Source organism: Pseudomonas sp. BRG-100 (assembly GCF_000737955.1).
Taxonomy (GTDB): domain Bacteria; phylum Pseudomonadota; class Gammaproteobacteria; order Pseudomonadales; family Pseudomonadaceae; genus Aquipseudomonas; species Aquipseudomonas synxantha_A.
Genome location: NZ_JPRX01000001.1, coordinates 146,813 through 166,385 on the forward strand (window position 1 = coordinate 146,813; position 19,573 = coordinate 166,385).

At 58.3% G+C, this 19,573-nt stretch carries 15 protein-coding genes; 8 read left to right on the forward strand and 7 right to left on the reverse strand.

What is annotated here, in order from left to right; all coding sequences use genetic code 11:
• The first annotated feature begins 175 nt into the window (after nt 1-175).
• From JH25_RS27735 to JH25_RS26145, 4 genes are all read left to right on the forward strand, one after another.
• The gene (locus JH25_RS27735; RefSeq protein ID WP_256584644.1) at nt 176-364 is read left to right on the forward strand and encodes a type VI secretion system contractile sheath small subunit; all 189 of its coding nucleotides are present in this window, start codon (nt 176-178) and stop codon (nt 362-364) included.
• Nucleotides 365-529: 165 nt separating this feature from the next.
• Entirely contained in the window at nt 530-1,237 is a 708-nt protein-coding gene (locus JH25_RS26155; protein WP_032875343.1) for an HPP family protein, read from the forward strand.
• A gap of 131 nt (nt 1,238-1,368) precedes the next feature.
• Nucleotides 1,369-2,469 carry an enoyl-CoA hydratase/isomerase family protein gene (locus JH25_RS26150; protein ID WP_005788310.1) on the forward strand — a complete coding sequence of 367 codons (1,101 nt, stop codon included), beginning with the start codon at nt 1,369-1,371 and terminating at the stop codon, nt 2,467-2,469.
• Nucleotides 2,470-2,472: 3 nt separating this feature from the next.
• Complete coding sequence (locus JH25_RS26145) at nt 2,473-3,624, forward strand: acyl-CoA dehydrogenase family protein (protein ID WP_005788309.1); 1,152 nt, start codon at nt 2,473-2,475, stop codon at nt 3,622-3,624.
• A gap of 136 nt (nt 3,625-3,760) precedes the next feature.
• Here the strand turns inward: JH25_RS26145 and JH25_RS26140 are convergent, their stop codons facing one another.
• Genes JH25_RS26140 through JH25_RS26120 form a run of 5 tightly spaced genes read right to left on the reverse strand, consistent with a single transcriptional unit; the run spans nt 3,761 to nt 9,317 of the window.
• Nucleotides 3,761-4,534: an enoyl-CoA hydratase gene (locus JH25_RS26140; RefSeq protein WP_032875347.1), complete on the reverse strand. Its 774-nt coding sequence runs from the start codon at nt 4,532-4,534 to the stop codon at nt 3,761-3,763.
• A gap of 11 nt (nt 4,535-4,545) precedes the next feature.
• A complete protein-coding gene (locus tag JH25_RS26135; protein ID WP_032875350.1) occupies nt 4,546-5,673 on the reverse strand; it encodes an acyl-CoA dehydrogenase in 1,128 nt (375 codons plus the stop codon).
• Between the two features lie 9 nt (nt 5,674-5,682).
• The gene (locus JH25_RS26130) at nt 5,683-6,867 is read right to left on the reverse strand and encodes an acetyl-CoA C-acyltransferase (RefSeq protein WP_032875352.1); all 1,185 of its coding nucleotides are present in this window, start codon (nt 6,865-6,867) and stop codon (nt 5,683-5,685) included.
• Nucleotides 6,868-6,878: 11 nt separating this feature from the next.
• Nucleotides 6,879-7,646 (reverse strand): SDR family NAD(P)-dependent oxidoreductase, encoded by a 768-nt coding sequence (locus JH25_RS26125; protein WP_005788301.1) that lies wholly within the window; start codon nt 7,644-7,646, stop codon nt 6,879-6,881.
• 21 nt (nt 7,647-7,667) lie between these two features.
• The gene (locus tag JH25_RS26120) at nt 7,668-9,317 is read right to left on the reverse strand and encodes an AMP-binding protein (protein ID WP_032875355.1); all 1,650 of its coding nucleotides are present in this window, start codon (nt 9,315-9,317) and stop codon (nt 7,668-7,670) included.
• A 245-nt stretch (nt 9,318-9,562) separates the two neighbouring features.
• Between JH25_RS26120 and JH25_RS26115 the strand changes: the two genes are divergently transcribed.
• The 4 genes from JH25_RS26115 to JH25_RS26100 all read left to right on the forward strand — a co-directional run bounded on the left by JH25_RS26115 (nt 9,563) and on the right by JH25_RS26100 (nt 14,893).
• Nucleotides 9,563-10,456, forward strand: coding sequence for a bestrophin family protein (locus JH25_RS26115; protein WP_032875358.1), 894 nt, complete (start codon nt 9,563-9,565; stop codon nt 10,454-10,456).
• 76 nt (nt 10,457-10,532) lie between these two features.
• On the forward strand, nt 10,533-11,591 hold the full coding sequence (locus tag JH25_RS26110; protein ID WP_032875361.1) for a tetratricopeptide repeat protein: 1,059 nt from the start codon (nt 10,533-10,535) through the stop codon (nt 11,589-11,591).
• Between the two features lie 132 nt (nt 11,592-11,723).
• On the forward strand, nt 11,724-13,226 hold the full coding sequence (locus JH25_RS26105) for an ATPase domain-containing protein (protein WP_032875364.1): 1,503 nt from the start codon (nt 11,724-11,726) through the stop codon (nt 13,224-13,226).
• A gap of 71 nt (nt 13,227-13,297) precedes the next feature.
• Entirely contained in the window at nt 13,298-14,893 is a 1,596-nt protein-coding gene (locus JH25_RS26100; protein ID WP_236648081.1) for an ATP-binding protein, read from the forward strand.
• A gap of 55 nt (nt 14,894-14,948) precedes the next feature.
• On the opposite strand, the gene JH25_RS26095 is transcribed toward JH25_RS26100, so the two are convergent.
• Both JH25_RS26095 and JH25_RS26090 read right to left on the reverse strand, forming a co-directional pair.
• Nucleotides 14,949-18,788, reverse strand: a complete 3,840-nt coding sequence (locus tag JH25_RS26095) for a hypothetical protein (RefSeq protein WP_164699480.1) — start codon at nt 18,786-18,788, stop codon at nt 14,949-14,951.
• A 361-nt stretch (nt 18,789-19,149) separates the two neighbouring features.
• The gene (locus JH25_RS26090; RefSeq protein WP_032875373.1) at nt 19,150-19,527 is read right to left on the reverse strand and encodes a response regulator; all 378 of its coding nucleotides are present in this window, start codon (nt 19,525-19,527) and stop codon (nt 19,150-19,152) included.
• Nucleotides 19,528-19,573: the final 46 nt, after the last annotated feature.

The following is a 19,573-nucleotide window of genomic DNA, read 5'->3' on the forward strand; positions in this document are numbered from 1 at the left end:
TCGCTGCCACGTGCGTTAAGTATCTACCACCCGATCGTCAGGGCTGTCCCGAAAGCGCTTGGGTCAAGGCACGCCATAACTACAAGGACGCTGTAGGCTGCCCAAGCGCGATGGCTTACTTCATTGAGAGGACAATGCCGTGCGAGAGGAACTGTTGAATGTACCTTTACCAAGACTGGATCGTTTGATGGCATTGCGCGACGCGCTGGTGGCGTTGAAGGGGCCACTGGCCGACGACGCCAAATTGCGCGAAAACCTGCATGAGCGCTTGTTCAATGAAGAGGCCAATAACCGGGTGCTGGGCAAACTCTGCACACCAGCGCCCACTGTGGCAGGCCCCATTACCTTCGGAGACACCCTTTAACTGCATAATATTTGCGTTTAACCTTCATTAATATGCAGTGGTGCGATCAGACCAACCTCGGCACACTGCACGGGTTCCTCCCCCAAATGTTGGAACGTTCAAAGGGCTGCACCGGGAAACCAGGCAGGCCTTTTTTTTCGCCCGCCGTTTATGGATCGTCTTTAAATGCTCGCTCGCTGGTTACCCGCTGCAATCAACACCCGCCCCGCTGAATGGAGTCGTGCCGGCATCGGCATGGCTTTGGGCACAATGTTCAGTGTCTGGGCTTGCGTCCAGGTATTCGGCATGGAGGTCGCCCTGCATTTGCTCGGCCCCCTTGGCGCTTCGGCCGTGTTGCTGTTTGCGGTGTCATCGGGAGCGCTGGCCCAGCCATGGTCGATCATGGGCAGTTACCTGTGTGCCGGCATCGTTGCATTGCTGGTGGCACGGGTACTGGGGCGAACCCTGGGTAGCGCGTGCCTGGCGGCGGGCATGACGGTAATCCTGATTTGTTGGCTGCGTTGCCTGCACCCACCGGCCGGTGGCCTGGCCATGACCCTGGTACTGGCCGACCCTGCGTCCATCGCCCTGGGCTGGTATGAACTGGCGCCGGTCATGCTGGGTGCCGGCGCTCTGCTGGGATGCGCACTGCTCTATAACAATGCCACGCGCACACGTTACCCCAAGGGGCCAGCCGAGCCTGCTCCTGTCGTCCTCGGCATTCAGCCCGTGAGCGATCCATCGATTACAGCGGCCGACCTCAAGCTGGCGCTGGCCGAAATGGAGCAATTTTACGATGTCGAGCCCACTGAGCTGGAACAACTGATCCACGCAGCAGAAGGCCATGCACGACGTCGCAGTATCGGTGAGGTCCTGGCCAACCGCGCGGCTTGATCCCTACGGCATAAATGCAAAAACGACCTGCATGATTACCGGTTGTACTGGGCAAATTTGCACTGGTAGGATCGCGAGAAGGTTCGCCCGCGAACATTTTGATAAAGAACAATAAAAGCAGGGAGTTAGTGATGACTGCTCAGGTTTCATCCGAAGCAAGCCACGCCGATATTCAGCAGGAAGTACTGAGTGAAGTGCGTAACCATATCGGCCACCTCACCCTCAATCGCCCCGCCGGCTTGAATGCCATCACCCTCGACATGGTCCGCCAGTTGACGGCGCAGTTGCAGGCGTGGGCGGATGACCCGCAGGTTTATGCCGTGGTGCTGCGTGGCGCCGGCGAAAAAGCCTTCTGCGCTGGCGGCGATATCCGCTCGCTGTACGACAGTTTCAAGAACGGCGACACCCTGCACCAGGATTTCTTCGTGGAGGAATATGCCCTTGACCTGGCCATCCACCATTACCGTAAACCGGTCGTGGCACTGATGGACGGCTTCGTCCTCGGCGGCGGCATGGGCCTGGTACAAGGCGCGGATCTGCGGGTCGTCACTGAACGCAGTCGCCTGGCGATGCCGGAAGTGGCTATCGGCTACTTCCCTGATGTAGGCGGCAGCTATTTCCTGTCGCGTATTCCCGGTGAGCTGGGGACTTACCTTGGCGTGACCGGGGTGCAGATACGTGCCGCCGATGCGCTGTATTGCGGGCTGGCCGACTGGTCTATCGACAGCGCCAGACTCCCCGCCCTGGACAACAAGCTCGACCAGTTGCAATGGAGCGATTCCCCCCTCAAGGATTTGCAAGGTGTGCTCGCCAAACTGGCGGTGCAGCAATTACCCGATGCGCCGCTGGCGGCCCTGCGCCCGGTCATTGATCACTTCTTCGCCCTGCCGGATGTACCGAGCATCGTCGAGCAATTGCAGGCGGTTACGGTCGCCGACACCCACGAATGGGCGTTGACTACCGCCCATCTGATGCAGACCCGCTCGCCCCTGGCCATGGCCGTGACCTTGCAAATGCTGCGTCGTGGTCGGCACCTCCCGCTGGAACAGTGCTTTGCTCTGGAGCTGCACCTGGACCGTCAATGGTTCGAACGTGGCGACCTGATTGAAGGCGTTCGCGCCCTGATCATCGACAAGGATAAAGCCCCGCGCTGGAACCCGCCCACGCTCAATGCGCTGGATGCCAGCCACGTCGAGAGCTTCTTCCACAGCTTCGCGCAGATTGAGAAATAAGCCATGCAAGATCTTGAATACACAGAAGAACAAATCATGATCCGCGACATGGCGCGGGACTTCGCCCGTGGCGAAATTGCTCCCCATGCCCAAGCCTGGGAGAAAGCCGGGTGGATCGACGACGCGCTGGTGGCGAAGATGGGCGAACTGGGCCTGCTCGGCATGGTGGTCCCGGAAGAATGGGGCGGCACCTATGTGGACTACGTGGCCTACGCGCTGGCCGTGGAGGAAATTTCCGCGGGTGACGGCGCCACTGGCGCCTTGATGAGTATCCACAATTCAGTGGGTTGCGGGCCTATCCTCAACTACGGCACAGCTGAGCAAAAACACACTTGGCTGGCCGAACTCGCCAGCGGCCAGGCCATCGGCTGCTTCTGCCTGACCGAACCTCAGGCCGGCTCCGAAGCCCACAACCTGCGCACCCGTGCCGAATTGAAAGACGGCCAGTGGGTGATCAACGGCGCCAAGCAATTTGTCAGCAACGGCAAGCGCGCCAGGTTGGCCATCGTGTTTGCGGTGACCGATCCGGAACTGGGCAAGAAGGGTATTTCAGCGTTTCTGGTGCCTACCGACACCCCGGGTTTTGTGGTCGACCGCACCGAGCACAAGATGGGCATCCGTGCGTCGGACACCTGTGCCGTTACGCTCAACCAATGCAGCGTGCCACAAGCCAACCTGCTGGGTGAGCGCGGCAAGGGCCTGGCAATCGCCCTGTCCAACCTGGAAGGTGGGCGCATCGGTATTGCCGCCCAGGCCTTGGGCATCGCCCGGGCCGCCTTTGAAGCAGCGCTGGCTTATGCCCGGGATCGCGTGCAGTTCGACAAGGCGATCATCGAACATCAGAGCGTGGCCAACCTGTTGGCTGACATGCAAACGCAGCTGAACGCAGCACGCTTGCTGATCCTCCACGCTGCGCGCCTGCGCAGTGCCGGCAAACCATGCTTGTCCGAAGCTTCCCAGGCCAAGCTGTTTGCCTCGGAAATGGCCGAGCGTGTCTGCTCCAAGGCGATGCAGATTCATGGGGGGTATGGGTATCTGGAAGACTATCCGGTGGAGCGTTACTACCGGGATGCGCGGATCACGCAGATTTACGAAGGCACCAGCGAGATTCAGCGGATGGTGATTGCCAGGGAGCTCAAGCACTACCAGCTCTGACTGACACACTGCAAAAAACTGTGTCAAACGCTGCAGTTCAAATGTGGGAGGGGGCTTGCTCACGATGGCCGTGGTTCAGTAGCTGATGTGCTGACTGATCCACCGCCATCGGGAGCAAGCCCCCTCCCACAGCGTTTTACTTATCCTTGAACTCCGGCGCCCGCTTGGCCACGAATGCGGCCATGCCTTCCTTCTGATCCTGGGTCGCAAACGCCGCGTGGAACACCCGGCGCTCAAAGCGCACGCCTTCGGACAGGCTGACTTCAAAGGCGCGGTTCACGCTCTCCTTGACCATCATGCTGATCGGCACTGACTTACTGGCGATCAGGGCAGCGACTTTCAGCGCTTCTTCCAGCAACTCATCGGCCGGCACGATACGCGCCACGATCCCGCAACGCTCGGCTTCGACGGCGTCGATAAAGCGCCCGGTCAGGCACATTTCCATGGCCTTGGCCTTGCCCACGGCGCGGGTCAGGCGCTGGGTGCCGCCCATGCCCGGCAGCACGCCGAGATTGATTTCCGGCTGGCCGAATTTGGCACTGTCACCGGCCAGGATAAAGTCGCACATCAACGCCAGTTCACAGCCGCCACCGAGGGCAAAGCCATTCACCGCCGCAATGATCGGCTTGCGGCGGTTGGCCACACGGTCACTGTCGCTGAACAGGTCGTCCATGTAGATCTGCGGGTAAGTCAGCTCGGCCATTTCCTTGATGTCGGCGCCGGCCGCAAAGGCTTTTTTCGAGCCGGTGAGCACGATGCAGCCGACCTCTGGGTTGGCCTCCAGGTTATCCAGCGCCTGGTTCAGTTCGCTGACCAGTTGCGCGTTCAAGGCGTTCAACGCCTGCGGGCGGTTGAGGGTAATCAGCCCGACGCGGCCCTGGACGTCAAGCAGGATGGTTTCATAACTCATGTATCGGCTCCTTATAGATTGCGTGAGATGACCATGCGTTGAATATCGCTGGTGCCTTCGTAAATCTGGCAGACCCGCACATCGCGGTAGATCCGCTCCAAGGGGAAGTCGCTCAGGTAACCGTAACCGCCCAGGGTTTGCAAGGCGGCCGAACAGACTTTCTCGGCCATTTCCGAAGCAAACAGCTTGGCCATGGACGCCTCCACCAACGCCGGCTTGCCGCTGTCACGCAGGGCCGCGGCGTAATGCACCATCTGCCGGGCCACGGCAATTTGCGTGGCCATGTCCGCCAGGCGAAAGGCGACGGCCTGGTGCTCGATCAACGGTTTGCCGAAGCTTTCCCGCTCACGGGCATAGTCGCGGGCTGCTTCGAAGGCGGCGCGGGCCATGCCCACCGACTGGGAAGCGATGCCGACACGGCCACCCTCAAGGTTGGCCAGGGCGATCTTGTAACCCTCGCCCTCCTCGCCCAGGCGATTGGCCACGGGCACCTTCACGTCTTCAAACAGGATCTGGCACGTGTCGGAAGCATGTTGCCCGAGCTTGTCTTCGACTCGCGCCACGGTGTAGCCCGCAGAGTCAGTGGGTACGATGAAGGCACTGATCCCGCGCTTGCCCGCTGCCGGGTCGGTGACGGCAAACACAATCACGATCCCGGCGTTTTGCCCGGAGGTGATGAACTGTTTGCAGCCATTGAGCACATAGTGATCGCCTTCAAGGCGTGCACGGGTCTTCAAGCTGCTGGCATCGGAACCGGCCTGGGGTTCGGTCAATGCGAAGGCACCGAGCATGGTGCCACTGGCCAGGGGCGTGAGGAATTGGGCCTTTTGCTGGTCATTGCCGAATTTGAGGATCGGCACGCAGCCCACCGAGTTGTGCACGCTCATGATGGTCGAGCACGCGCCGTCACCTGCGGCGATTTCTTCCAGGGCCATGGCGTATGCCAGGTAGCCGGTGTCGCAACCGCCCCACTGTTCCGGCACCAACATGCCGAAAAAGCCCAGTTCGGCCATTTCAGCGATGGCTTCCTTGGGAAAGCGATGCTCGCGATCCCATTCGGCGGCGAACGGCTTCAAGCGTTCCTGGGCAAATTGCCGGGCGGCGTCGCTGATTTGCAGTTGTTCGTCATTGGGCAGCATAAGTCATCCTTAGTAGAGGCATTCAACGGCCATGGCCGTGGCTTCACCGCCGCCGATACAAATGGCCGCGACGCCACGCTTGAGGCCCTTCTGGCGCAGGGCCGAGAGCAGTGTCACCAGGATCCGCGCACCCGAAGCACCAATAGGATGGCCCAGGGCGCAGGCACCACCATGCACGTTGACCTTGTCGTGAGGGATCGCAAGCTTGCTCATGGTTACCAGGCTGACCACGGCAAAGGCTTCGTTGATTTCGAACAGGTCGACGTCTTCCAGGCGCCAGCCAGTCTTGCTCATCAACGTGCGTATCGCCCCCACCGGCGCCACCGGAAACAGCCCCGGCTCATCGGCAAACGCGGCGTGCCCGTGGATCACCGCCAACGGCTTGAGGCCACGTTTAAGGGCGTCCGACTCGCGCATCAGCAGCAATGCCGCGGCGCCGTCGGAGATCGAGCTGGAATTGGCCGCGGTGACGGTGCCGCCTTCACGGAACGCCGGCTTCAGGCTGGCGATCTTGTCCAGCTTGGCTTTAGGCGGCTGTTCATCGTGCAGGATGGTTTTTTGTTCCTTACCCACGGTGACCTGCACCGGGACGATCTCGCTGGCGAAGCTGCCATGGATGATGGCCTCCTGCGCGCGCGTCAGGGACGCGATGGCGAAGGCATCCTGAGCTTCCCGGGTAAAGCCGTTGTGCTCGGCGCAGTCTTCGGCAAAGGTGCCCATCAGGCGGCCCTTGTCGTAGGCGTCCTCCAGGCCATCGAGAAACATATGGTCAAGCACCTTGCCGTGGCCCATGCGATAGCCGCTGCGCGCACGATCCAGCAGGTACGGTGCGTTAGACATGCTTTCCATGCCGCCGGCGATCACCACATCGACGCTGCCGGCGCGCAATGAGTCGTGGGCGAGAATCGTCGCCTCCATGCCCGAGCCGCACATCTTGTTCAGGGTGGTGCAGCGGGTGCCCTTGTCCAGCCCTGCGCCCAGGGCCGCCTGGCGTGCAGGTGCCTGCCCGAGCCCGGCCGGCAGTACGCAGCCAAACAACACCTCGTCCACCGCATCGGTGGCGATACCGGCGCGTTCAACGGCGGCACGAATCGCTGCGGCGCCCAGCTGCGGTGCGGTCAGGCTTTTGAGGTCGCCCTGGAACCCGCCCATGGGCGTGCGCACGGCGCTGACAATCACAATAGGGTCGTTCATACAGGCACTCCTTACTTGGCGGCCATACGCAAGGCACCGTCGAGACGGATCACCTCACCATTGAGCATGCTGTTTTCAAGGATATGTCGCACCAGCGCGGCATATTCGGCGGGTTTGCCCAGGCGCGGTGGAAACGGCACGCCAGCGGCCAGGGAGTCGCGAACTTCCGGGGTCATGCCGGCCATCATCGGGGTTTCGAAAATGCCCGGGGCGATGGTCATCACACGGATGCCGAAACGCGCCAGTTCCCGTGCGGCGGGCAAGGTCAAACTGGCAATCGCACCTTTGGACGCGGCATACGCGGCCTGGCCGATCTGCCCATCGAATGCCGCCACCGAGGCGGTATTGATGATCACACCGCGCTCGCCGTCGGCATTCGCTTCGGTTTCTGCGATCGCCGCAGCGGCCAGGCGCAAGAGGTTGAAGCTGCCGATCAGGTTGACGTTGATCACCTGGGCAAAGCTGGCCAGCCCATGCGGGCCGTTCTTGCCAAGGATTTTCTCGCCGCGCACGACACCGGCGCAGTTGATCAGGCCATGCAAACCACCAAACGCCTCCACCGCTGCCTTCACGGCAGTTTCGGCAGCGGCTTCCTGGCAGATATCTGCCACGGTGCTACGAGCGTTGTCGCCCAGTTGCGTGGCCTTGGCGGCAACGGCGTCGGCGTTCAAGTCCACCAGCATGACTTTGGCGCCGGCCGCGATGAGCATGTCAGCCGTGGCCGCGCCGAGGCCAGAAGCACCGCCGCTGACCAGAAATACCTTGTTTTCAATCTGCATCGTTGTTTCCTTTGAAAGGGATCAAGCCACGGCCGCCTGGGCCTTGGCTATTTCCTGATTGCGCAAAATGAAGCGTTGCAGCTTGCCGCTCGGGGTTTTGGGCAAGTCGCTGACAAATTCGATTTCCCGTGGGTAAGCATGGGCGGCCAGGCGCTGGCGTACATGCAGGCGCAGCTCTTCGGCCAGTTCCGGGGTGGCGCGGTATTGCTCGCTGATCACCACGAAGGCTTTCACCAGTTCAGTACGCTCAGGGCAAGGTTTGCCAACCACGGCGGCCTCGACCACCGCCGGGTGTTCGACCAGGGCGCTTTCGACATCGAATGGCCCCACGCGGTAGCCGGAAGTGGTAATCACGTCATCGCTGCGCCCGACAAAACTGATACTGCCGTCGGGGTTCAATTCCACCGTATCGCCACTGAGGTAGTACTTGCCGACGAAGGCTTTGGTCTTCACACCGTCGTAGCCGGCAAACCAGCACATCGGCGATTGCTCGCGGTCGATGGCCAGAATGCCGGGCTGCCCGGCTGGCAGTTCCTGGTGGTTGTCATCCAGCACCACGATGCGGTGCCCGGGCGAAGCGAACCCCGCCGAGCCCACATGCACCGGATGCGTCAGGCCGTGGTGATTGCACAAGACCATGCCCAGCTCGGTCTGACCGTAGTGGTCGTGGATGGTCACCTCCAGGTTGTCGGCGAACCAGCGGATCACCTCCGGGTTCAACGGCTCGCCGGCACTGCTGACGATGCGCAGCTTGCCCTTGATTGAACGGGCGAACTGCTCGCCGCCGGCAATCAGCAATCGATACGCCGTGGGCGAGCCGGTCAGGTTGGTGATCGCGTATTTATTGATGACCCGGCAGGTGCTTTCCAGGGTGAACGGGCCGTCGTAGAAGGTAATCGGATGCCCCATGGACAACGGCCCGGTCACACCGAAATAGATGCCATAGGCCCAACCGGGGTCGGCGACGTTCCAGAACGCGTCTTCAGGGCGCAAGTCCACGGCGTCGCGCATATAGCCCTGGAACGCGACAATGGCTTTGAGCGGCACCGAGAGTGCTTTGGAGGGACCGGTGGTGCCCGAAGTGAACATCAGCAGGAACGGATCCTCCGCGCCCAGCAACACCGGCTCGCAGACGTTGGAGTAGTTGGGCAGCTCAGCCCAGAAGCTATAGTCGCCACGCACGATGCCCTCGCCCTTGGCGCCGGTGACCGTGACAATGGTCGGGCAGCCGGCGACTTCGGCCAGCTTGGGGCGGTTCACCGCGTCGGTGACCACCAGCGCCGCGCCGGAGCTGGTCAGGCGATGTTCAATGGCCTTGGGGCCGAAGGCAGTAAACAGCGGCTGATACACCGCGCCGATGCGCCAGGTTGCGAACACCACCACCAGCAACTCGGCCGTACGTGGCAGCAGGCCCGCCACCTTGTCGCCGCGCTTGACGCCCTGGGCCAGGAGGAAATTGGCGAAGCGTGCGGCCTGATCCTGCAATTCGGTAAAGGTCGACGTGGCACTGCGCCCGTCCCGACCCTCCCAGAACAACGCGATGCGCCCTGGCAGCGCGTGGCGGTCACAGCACTCCACGCAGGCATTGAGCGCCTGCAGGTTGCCAGCCAGTGCGGCATCGACAGTGCGCTGATAATCAAACTCGGTGGTGGCGGCCAAATACTCACGCATCGTTTCAATCCTTCTGTATTTTTATTTTCAGGACTTTTTAACTGGATAAATCGGCTGAAATAGTCGCTCCAGAGCGTTGCAGGGGCAATGGTCAAAGCCTTCAACTTGGCTGACTGGTTTGGCCAATCCTGCTATCGGCGGCTACGCCGATCATTGGTCCCACCGATCAAACGGTCGATCCAAGTGATTGGACGCTCTGCAAGCCAGCTTCTACCCTGATGCCTGCACCCTCACAGAAGCCTGCCATGATCGTTCGCCCCAAGCCCAACCTGCTGGGCATCCTGTTTTCCCTCAAGGGCTCGATTGCCAAGCGCATTGCCTGGCGCAGCCTGTTGGTCACGCTGCTGGCTTCAGTCATCGTGCTGGTGGAAACCCTGCACCCCGCCTATTTTTCCAAGGTCAACGCTACGCCCTTTACCTTGCTGGGCTTGTCGTTGTCGATTTTCATGAGTTTTCGCAACAACGCCTGCTACGACCGCTGGTGGGAAGGCCGCAAGCAACTGGGGCAAATGATCATCGAGGTACGCTCGCTTATTCGTGAAACCCAGGTGCTCGGCGATACCCCCGAGCGGGCCGGGCTGTTGCGTGAGCTATGCGGTTTTGCCCATGGCTTGATCGCGCATTTACGCCATGAAGATGAGGTGCGCGCCATACAGCCCTGGGTTACCGTGCGCGCGAGCCACCCCAACTTGCCTGACAGCGTGCTGCAGATGCTCGGTGCGCGGTTTTGCGTTCTGGCCCGGCAGGGTGTGATCAGTGAATGGCGCTACACCCAGCTGGAAGCTCGGCTAGTCGGCCTCAGCCAGGTGCAGGCGTCCTGTGAGCGCATCAAGACCACCCCGCTGCCCTTCCCCTACACCTTGCTGCTACACCGCACCATTTACCTGTTCTGCATCCTGTTGCCCTTCGCCATGGCCGAACCGCTGGGCTGGTTGACGCCGGTGTTCACTGCAATCGTCAGCTACACCTTCTTTGGTCTGGATGCGATCGGCGATGAATTGGAAGACCCGTTTGGCTTTGACGAAAACGACCTGCCGTGCGATGCCATCCTGCGAACCCTGGAGCGCGAGATCCTGGCGGCCCTCGGTGAAGTCGACTTGCCTGCTGCGCCGCAACCGGTGGAGTACGTGCTGACCTGACGCCGGTTTGACACTGGCCCTGCACTGACCGAAGCTGATGGCTTTGCACTAGCAACCACAGCTTTCGGACGCCCGCATGTCAAAGTCACGCCGTAACTCCATCATCGGCCTGTGCGCCCTGTTGTTGATCGTGTCGATCACTTGGTTTTTCTCTCGTCCCCCTCAAGTCACCGTGGCGCCCGCCATTGCCCACGGTTATTCCAAGGCGTTGAAACAGGCCCAAAACGGTGAGCCGGGCGCTGCGCGCGTGTTGTACCAACAGTTGGGACGGCCTGATCTGTCGCCTGAGCGCCGTGCCGCCCTGCACGCCCAATTGCCCAATTACCCCAGCCCCCAAGCGCTGAAGCTGGCGGATAAAGACCTGGCCGATGAATCTGCAATGGTTCGCGAAGCGGCGATCCACAGCATCGTCGGCCTGGTACCTAGCGGCCAGCGCACCCTGTTGCTCGGTCCGGTACTGGATGATCCCGAACAGGCTGTGCGCTTTGCTGCGGCCAATGCCCTGCTCGGTCTGTCGCCGGACACCCTGGGCTTGTATTTCGGCCCCTTGCAGCAGGTACTCGACGAGTTTGTGAAAACCCTCAAGGCCCAGCCCGAAACCGCTGAAGGCTGGATCCAACTGGCGCGCCTGTACATCCACAGCGCGATGCTGGCACCGGCGCAAGACGCTCTGGAACAGGCAATGCGCCTGGAACCGGACAACCTGCAAGCAGGCGTGGCGCAAATCGAACTGCTGGACAAGCAAGGCAAGAGCGAGGAGTCGCGCCAACTGCTGGCGCAGCAATTGGCGGCGCATCCGGAGTCGGCCTACCTGCAACACGCGTTGGGCATGTGGTTGCTGCACCACGGCGAGCGCCCCTATGCCTTGCTCGGCCTGTCCAAGGCGGTGGAGCTTGAGCCGGACAACCAGGATTATCGCTTTGACCTGGCCACCACACTGCACGACCAGGATGAACTGGAGGCGGCCCAGCGCCAGTTGGAAGAGATCGTTCAGCGCCACCCGGCCAATCGCAAAGCACGTGTACTGCTGGTCAATTACTGGAAAGAGAGCGGCCAATTGCAGAACGTCCAGGTGCTGCTGGCACAGTTGGAGCAGCAGAACCCGGATGATCCAGCCTTACAGCAAGGCCTGTAGGAACGAGCTTGCGCGCTCCTACACGACTGCAATTCTTAAGAAACGTTGAACCGCCACATTCCGATACGGTCAAGTGAATATGGCGCGCCCCTTCGGCGTGCACCCAACTTGTACGTGACCTGAGGGCACTTCTTGTCTACATCCAATGCGCTTTTAAGTGAAAAGGCGGCCACCGGCATCGAAGGTCTTGATGACATTCTTTCCGGCGGGCTATCACGTAGCCATGTGTTTCTCCTTGAAGGTGAGCCGGGCACCGGTAAAACCACCGTCGCCCTGCACTTCTTGCAGGCAGGGGCGAAAAACGGTGAAAAATCGCTGTATATCACCTTGTCAGAAACCGAGCGGGAACTGCGCCAAGGTGCCAAGTCCCACGGTTGGGACCTGGACGACAATATCCATATCTTCGAATTGACACCGCCCGAAAGCTTGCTCAATGCAGAGCATCAGCAGAGCTTGCTGTATTCCTCCGACCTGGAGCTGGGCGAAGCCACCCGGCAGATTTTCGAAGTGGTGGAACGCGTCAAACCGACCCGCGTGGTAGTCGACAGCCTGTCGGAGATCCGTCTGCTGGCGCAAAGCTCGCTGCGCTATCGCCGGCAAATCCTGGCGATCAAGCACTACTTCGTGCGTTATGACGCCACGGTACTGCTGCTCGATGACCTGACCACCGAGTCTCTCGACAAAACCGTGCACAGCGTGGCTCACGGCGTCATCCGCCTGGAAGAGTTAACCCCTGACTACGGCGCCGAACGCCGTCGTGTGCGAATCGTGAAGTACCGCGGGCAGAAATACCGGGGCGGCTTCCACGACTTCACCATCATGGGAGACGGTGTACATGTGTTCCCGCGTCTGGTAGCGGCCGAGCACCGTGGTGGCTACGTACGGCAAACCATGAGCAGCGGCATTGCCGAACTGGATGCCTTGATGGGCGGCGGTGTCGAGACCGGCTCCAGCAGTCTGATCCTCGGTCCGGCCGGTACCGGCAAATCCTTGATCTCGATGATTTTTGCCGCCGCCGCCGTAGAGCGCGGAGAAAAGGCGGCACTGTTCATCTTTGACGAAGAGATGGGTCTGCTGTTCGAGCGCATGAGGAACATGGGTATTGACCTGGAGGCTATGCAAGCGACCGGCAATCTGTTGATCGAACAGGTGGACGCGGCCGAGTTGTCCCCGGGTGAGTTTTCCCATCGGGTACGACGTTGTGTGGACGAACGCGGCATCAAGACGGTGGTAATTGACAGTATCAATGGTTATCAAGCGGCGATGCCGGAAGAAAATGCACTGATCCTGCATATGCACGAACTGCTGCTCTATCTCAACCGCCGCGGCGCTGCGACCTTTATGACCGTTGCCCAGCACGGCCTGGTCGGCGATATGCAAACCCCGGTAGACATCACCTACCTGGCCGACACCGTTATCCTGCTGCGTTATTTCGAAGCACTGGGCAAGGTCCGCCGCGCGATTTCCATTATCAAGAAACGCACCGGTTCCCACGAATCGACCATACGCGAATACCGTATCAGCAGTCGCGGCATGACCGTAGGCCAACCCCTGGATAATTTCCAGGGCGTGTTGCGCGGCATTCCGACCTACATGGGCGCCGGTTCACCCCTGCTCAAGGAAGAGGACGTGTGACCCCGCCTCCTTCTGCCTTCGAACGAGCCATCATCCTTGCGCCCCTGGGGCGAGACAGCTCACTCGCGCTGATGATGCTCAATGAAGCCGGTTACCAAGGTGCGGTTGCCGGCAGTCTTGAGGATTTGTGCGCAGCGCTGAACGAGGGTGCCGGCCTGCTCATCATTGCGGCTGAAGCCTTGCGTGGCGTGAACCTGGAACCTTTGCTGGAGTTCCTGCACCGACAGCCGGCCTGGTCGGACCTGCCCATTGTGTTGATGACCCATCACGGCGGCAGTGAACAAAATGGCTCTTCACACTTGAGCGGGCTACTGGGCAACGTCACGTTCCTTGAGCGCCCATTCCATCCTGTGACGCTTATCAGTCTGGTCAGTACTGCACTGCGCGGTCGTCGACGCCAATACGAAGCGCGCGACCGGCTGATCGACTTGAGCCAGAGCGAACTGCGTTTGCAGCGCACCCTGGAAACCCTCGAACAGCAAGTGGAAGAACGCACTGCGCAACTGCGCAACAACGAAGAAGCGTTGCGCCAATCGCAGAAAATGGAAGCCGTCGGCCAGTTGACCGGCGGTATCGCCCATGACTTCAACAATATGCTCACCGGAATTATCGGCAGCCTGGAATTGCTGCGCAGGCGCGTGTCCCGCGGCAAGCTGGATGACCTGGACAGCCTGATCGACCTGGGCGTGACCTCCGCCAACCGTGCGGCCAGCCTTACCCACCGACTGTTGGCGTTCTCCCGTCGACAATCGCTGGATTCCAAACCCGTGCAGATCAATCAGTTGGTCATTTCCATGGGCGAGTTGCTGCAACGCAGCATCAACGAAAGTATCAGCCTGGACATGCGCTTGAGCGAGGTGTTGTGGACAGCCGAAGCCGACCCGAACCAACTCGAAAGCGCCCTGCTCAACCTGGTAATCAATGCACGCGACGCGATGCCCACGGGGGGCACGCTCAGGGTGGAAACCACCAATCGCCACCTCGACAGTGTCTTCACCGCCGCCTACGGCTCCCTGACACCGGGCGATTACGTAGAGCTGAGTGTCAGCGACAACGGTTGCGGCATACCGCAACACTTGATGGGCCGTGTGTTCGATCCGTTTTTCACCACCAAACCCATCGGCCAGGGCACCGGGCTGGGGCTGTCAATGATCTATGGCTTCGCTCGCCAGTCTCGTGGGCATGTGACCATCCACAGCGAAGTCAACAAAGGCACCACGGTCAGCTTGTTCCTACCGCGGTTTATCGGCGAGCCCCAAGCCCAGGAACCGCTCAATCCGACTTTGCTACCGTTTGCCAATGCAGGGGAAACGGTGTTGATCGTCGAGGATGACCCCGCAGTACGGGTGCTGGTCAGCGCCGTGCTCAAGGAACTGGGTTATGGGTTTATCGAGGCTGAGGACGCGAATACGGCGGTGCCAATCATTGAGTCCGAACAACGCATTGACCTGATGATCAGCGATGTCGGGTTACCCGGTATGAATGGCCGGCAATTGGCGGAAATCGGCCGGCAAATTCGACCTGAACTCAAGGTGTTGTTCATTACAGGCTATGCCGAACACGCAGCGGTGCGCGGTGGTTTCCTGGACCCAGGGATGCAGTTGATCACCAAGCCGTTTACGTTTGATTTATTAACGGCCACAGTACGGGAGATGATTCGGGAGTAAGGGCCTTTATCAGAACTGACAGCCCTTTCGCTGTGACGAAGGGGCTGATCATGTTTTAGCTTGCCTTAAACTTTACTGGGCGATAATAAAAGGGTATTTCCTTTCCAGACCGAGAGCCGCTAATTCCTTTAGAGCTGGTTTTACTTGTGCCAAGAGATAAATTCAGCTGAAGCTGATTGTAGATCCTCTGGTTAATATCAGCGGTTGAAGCTCCGGGACTTGTCAGGTTTATATCTGCCTTTAAAGCATCAACATGTTCAGGCACGACATACGCACGAACAGGCCCTTGAAACGCCTTGACATCACGCTTTATTAATTTCCCAAACTGACTCCCAAAAGAATTGGCAGAACCATTGGCTGAGTGACACATCAACAAGCGTACATTGTTGAACTTTTCAGGGCTAATACCCGAAGCGCGAAGATGCTCCAGCAGATCAGCGGGCGTGTTCTTCTTACCATTAAAAAACATACTCATTGGCTCATCAGTGAGAAGTTGTTTAAAGTTCGGATTGACGCCATGGGCACAGATATTAAGCCTCTCCACGCCTTTATATTTATCCACATAGCAAAAAATACCATCGCCGAGCACCTTGAAGTCCTTGATTTCGCGCCCTAAATGTATTGCGCGATCATTGGCCAGGCTTTTTTCCAGGTGATTGGTTTTTTTTCTGCGGCGTACCACTTCACCGACGCCATCTGCAACATCATCTGCAACGCCCAAGCTGTCCTCAAAATACCTGGCGGTTTCAGGGGTGAAGTTTTCCAGGGGTTTGCCATAGACTTTGTTTTTGGTTACATCATAAGGTGACCATCTGCCAGTCGCCTCATCGAACTTCGCAGCGACGTTCGATATTGGCTCGCCGTTGAGCGGTTTATAAGTACCTATTGCAATATCGTGTCTATTGGAGAGCTTAAGTAAGTCGACACTGTCGGAGGATCCTGTCAACCTGCCGAACCACTGACGGCCTGTGGATACCAGTTTCCCCCCACCGTTTGTTGTCGACCTAAGCAAGTTACCCACGCCAGCTGTCGATTTGCCAGCAGTCAGGAACTTTCCGAAGTGGCTTGACCCCGCACGAGATGCTCCACTAACCGGCTTTCCTAGCCCTGCGGTGGCAGCGTATAACACGATATCAAAAATGATATCCGCAGCTGCATCTTTGTAATTGCCGTGTGCCAAATTCCACACGGCAGACCCTCCGGGTATTAAACCCAGGATCAGGTTACGAAAAAACGTCTGTTTTTCTTTTTCTTGATCAAACGTTGTTACTTCGCGAGTGGAGGCCTTCACCTCCTCCATGCCGTAGGATCCTATAATGTTTTTAGAGAGCAGCATGCCCAAAAAATTACTTCGGTCACTGGAAAATGAATCAGGTAGGAAATCTTCGTTCTCTGGGGCTCCCCGCCTAATGGCGGCGTCATCAGAGGCCGGATGTTTTTGAATGGTATCAACGGTGAATTGTTTGCCAAGACCGCCGTACTGGATTTCAGTCTCTGGACCTTGAGGCCCCTCATGGAAGGTGTCCTTCCAATCGTCTCGTTTTCGTATCGCCTTGCGTTGAGGATCAAACTCATAGTAAGTCTCGACACCGTTACGAACGGTTTTAATAATCAGTGACCTGTCTTCTTTAGGCCGTGAAAAACCGTTGGAATAGTGTAGAGCTCCCGCACGGCCTGCGATTGTTTCCGTACGCGTTGTCTGACCTTTTTCATAAAACTCCAAATCGCCCCATTCGATGTTTTTGCGGTCTTCCAGAGGTAAGTTGGAAATAAGCTTTTTGGTCACTGTACTCCAGGCCTGCGACAAATCCTCCGCGTACTGATCGAACACCTCGCTGTGTTTTGTTATCGGATCCGGCAACGTTAAAAGTTTGTTGATGACTGTTTCAGTAATCTTGGGGTTGGTGGAGTACCAACCCACCGTCAACCCTGCCTTCTTCGCCAGAAAAAGGTCCAGCAATGAATAACTGCCTTCAGGATCTAATGTAAGCGATGGAGTTAACCTGTAGCCATCCGTCCGAGTGACGTGGCTACGGATACTCTTTTCTTCAAACGGCATGTCCTCACCGAAGTGCGCCTTGAGCTCGGCCAGTGCTATAGAACGCTGCGTCGGGGGTGAGGACGTCAATACGTCAGCGGCGCTCAATATCTGCTGTTGCTCCTGACTGAATGCCTTCTGGGTTTCTTCCAGCTGTTGAGCTGTATGCTCCTTTGTTAGCGAGAGCTTGCCATGAGCTTTGCCCCATTCGCGGAGCCCAGGCAAGGCCGTCAGCGTTTGAATCTCTTGCTCATGGTCTGTAATAGGCTCAATAGCGTCGAAATTAACAATTTCGCTAAAGCTCATGCGTGTCGCGGCACCCGGGCTGGTTGCTTCGAGCCGGCCTACCGCTGCCTTGAGCTTGAGCCAGTTAGCTGAGAGATAGGTCACGTCTTCGGGAATGTCTTTGACACATAGCTCTGGTGCGGCACGACTCAGTAGAAGCATTGCTGCAACTGGCGCGGCCTCTGGTGTGGTTTTGTTGGTCTGCACCAGATGATCGATCAGCCCTTGTTTGATGACGGACAAGGGCTGGTGATTGAACTCGGGCGCGGTGAGATTAAACCCGGCAATGTGATCGGGCTTTGCCTCAACCAGACTTTGTGAGTCCAGTGTCACAGCCAATACCGTCAACAATACTTCCCGTGGTGTGGAGTGTTGCGCCACCGCCCCCATTCGCTTTTTCAGCTCCGTGCCTAATTTTTGGCCCACACCGCTGTTGAGGATCCATTCTACGGTGGCGACTGGATCCCCTTGATCGAGTACGGCACGGGGGACCTGCTTTACCAATGCCCCCAACACATCAGCGCTGCCAAGCCGAGCGTCACTGCTCAAGCCAGGCAATGGCGGCTGGTTGTCAATGACTATGCGCACCAGTTCAGACTGGTCCTCGGCGGACATTGGCGTGGGCCATGCCAATGCGCCGGCAAAGTTTCCGTCGGTTGTTTGAGGCAATGCAGGGGAGCCCAGAACATGGATCAGATTTTTCAGTTCGTCCACATTATTTGGCACGTACCAGCCGTTTGCATGAAGCAGGTCTTGCAGACTGGCGTCGGGCTGTTGAGTGTCTTGTCGGTAGGATGAGTCTGGGTGGGCCGAGACCCGTGTATCGGCCAGATACCCGGCAAGGAACTGAGGATGGACGTGGTTGAATTTCTTCAGTTTTTCAAGCAACGCGAATTTGTTGGCGCTATCGCCTAGCTCGCGCTTTTGCTGTTCCAGTATCTCGGGCGATTGAGCGCCAAGATCGACATAAGTCTCAGCTCCCAACACATCGAATTCCTGATTATGTTCAAGCTGCGTGGCTCGGGCGAGCACTTCTTCTTTTCTGTAAGGCAGCAGTACCTCACCATAAAATCGAGCAACCAGAATCAACGGCGCCAGCTCTGGGCGGGTTGGCGCGTCGACGGTGGAAGACCCCAACGCTTTCGCGGCCACCATGATCGGGCCCGTAGCCTCCCGCCAGCCGGGGCCTTGTTCCGAACCGCGCAATTCAGTACGTTCGCCATTGATCGTAACGGTCAGCACGTCACTGTGAGGGTTGATGGTGATGGCTTGTGAGGTATCGATATTCTTCGATTTCGCCCATTCCAGGAAAACCGGGCTATGGGTAGCGTTGTACAGTTGCTGCCACCATGCGCCAAACCGCGAGTCATTAGGAATATTGTCAATTGTTTCATCGCCCGTGTTTGTCTGCGTTGCTTGGCGTATGGCACTCGCATAAAGCTCCAACAGCCGCCTATCGCCAGTTTCCCCGGTGGCTTGGGCTTGTTGTATGGGCGCCTCGATAGAAAGCGGGTGCGAGTTCATTACCGGATCAGACAGGCGGTTGCTTGAGGAAATATTGGATAGGGTCATGGGTCAACCTTCTGAAAGACAAATTAATAAAGTCAGTGATGAATGTGGCTCATCGCCGACGAGATTAATGGGCTGAATCTGTCAGAAGGTTCCGATCAGGATATATAAAGCAACGATATTTCGACGCCGCCTTGGCAAAAGGCCGTCATGACAGGCTGAAATATACTTTCGTTATGTCATCCGACATTGTTACCACTTTCCTCGCTTAAAAAACCAAGATCGATATGAATGTTGCCACTACCTTTTTGCTTGAGTCAGCCTTTCACCGGGTGAGCAGAGTTGCCCAACCTGAAGTTATTACTCCATGGGTTGATGTTGGACTCATCCGCGAGGATTTTCCCTCGCGGTGGAGGACGTGTACTTATGCAAGCAAACGCTGGATATGCTCTTGCAACGTATCCAAATCAAACGGCTTGGCGAGGATAGGTGCATTGCGCGTGATCGGGCTGTTGCAGTCGAGGATTTCCTGCGGGTAGCCGCTGATAAAAATCACTTTCAATTCCGGTCGCAGCTTGAGCGCCGGCTCGGCAATCTGCACCCCGGAAATCCCGCCAGGCAGGCGATAATCGGTGACCATCAGGTCCAGGTGCGGCTTGGTCGCAAGGATTTCGAAGGCCTGCTCCCCATTGATCGCTTCCAAGACCCGGTAGCCCAAGCCTGACAGGTACGCACCCAGCACTAACATAATGGATTCGTCATCCTCGACGATCAGTACGACATCTTGCGCATCTTCACTCATGGGAAGCCTTTGTCCGGTCAATTGCTGCAGTTACGACCATGGGGTC

Excerpts from the sequence above, each read along its gene's own strand:
- JH25_RS26135 (WP_032875350.1), bottom strand. The coding sequence starts at position 5,673 with ATGCTGCCCAATGACGAACAACTGCAAATCAGCGACGCCGCCCGGCAA.
- JH25_RS26125 (WP_005788301.1), bottom strand. The coding sequence starts at position 7,646 with ATGCAGATTGAAAACAAGGTATTTCTGGTCAGCGGCGGTGCTTCTGGC.
- JH25_RS26145 (WP_005788309.1), top strand. The coding sequence starts at position 2,473 with ATGCAAGATCTTGAATACACAGAAGAACAAATCATGATCCGCGACATG.
- JH25_RS26115 (WP_032875358.1), top strand. The coding sequence starts at position 9,563 with ATGATCGTTCGCCCCAAGCCCAACCTGCTGGGCATCCTGTTTTCCCTC.
- JH25_RS26090 (WP_032875373.1), bottom strand. The coding sequence starts at position 19,527 with ATGAGTGAAGATGCGCAAGATGTCGTACTGATCGTCGAGGATGACGAA.
- JH25_RS26130 (WP_032875352.1), bottom strand. The coding sequence starts at position 6,867 with ATGAACGACCCTATTGTGATTGTCAGCGCCGTGCGCACGCCCATGGGC.
- JH25_RS26140 (WP_032875347.1), bottom strand. The coding sequence starts at position 4,534 with ATGAGTTATGAAACCATCCTGCTTGACGTCCAGGGCCGCGTCGGGCTG.
- JH25_RS26120 (WP_032875355.1), bottom strand. The coding sequence starts at position 9,317 with ATGCGTGAGTATTTGGCCGCCACCACCGAGTTTGATTATCAGCGCACT.
- JH25_RS26150 (WP_005788310.1), top strand. The coding sequence starts at position 1,369 with ATGACTGCTCAGGTTTCATCCGAAGCAAGCCACGCCGATATTCAGCAG.
- JH25_RS26100 (WP_236648081.1), top strand. The coding sequence starts at position 13,298 with ATGATGCTCAATGAAGCCGGTTACCAAGGTGCGGTTGCCGGCAGTCTT.
- JH25_RS26110 (WP_032875361.1), top strand. The coding sequence starts at position 10,533 with ATGTCAAAGTCACGCCGTAACTCCATCATCGGCCTGTGCGCCCTGTTG.
- JH25_RS26095 (WP_164699480.1), bottom strand. The coding sequence starts at position 18,788 with ATGACCCTATCCAATATTTCCTCAAGCAACCGCCTGTCTGATCCGGTA.
- JH25_RS26155 (WP_032875343.1), top strand. The coding sequence starts at position 530 with ATGCTCGCTCGCTGGTTACCCGCTGCAATCAACACCCGCCCCGCTGAA.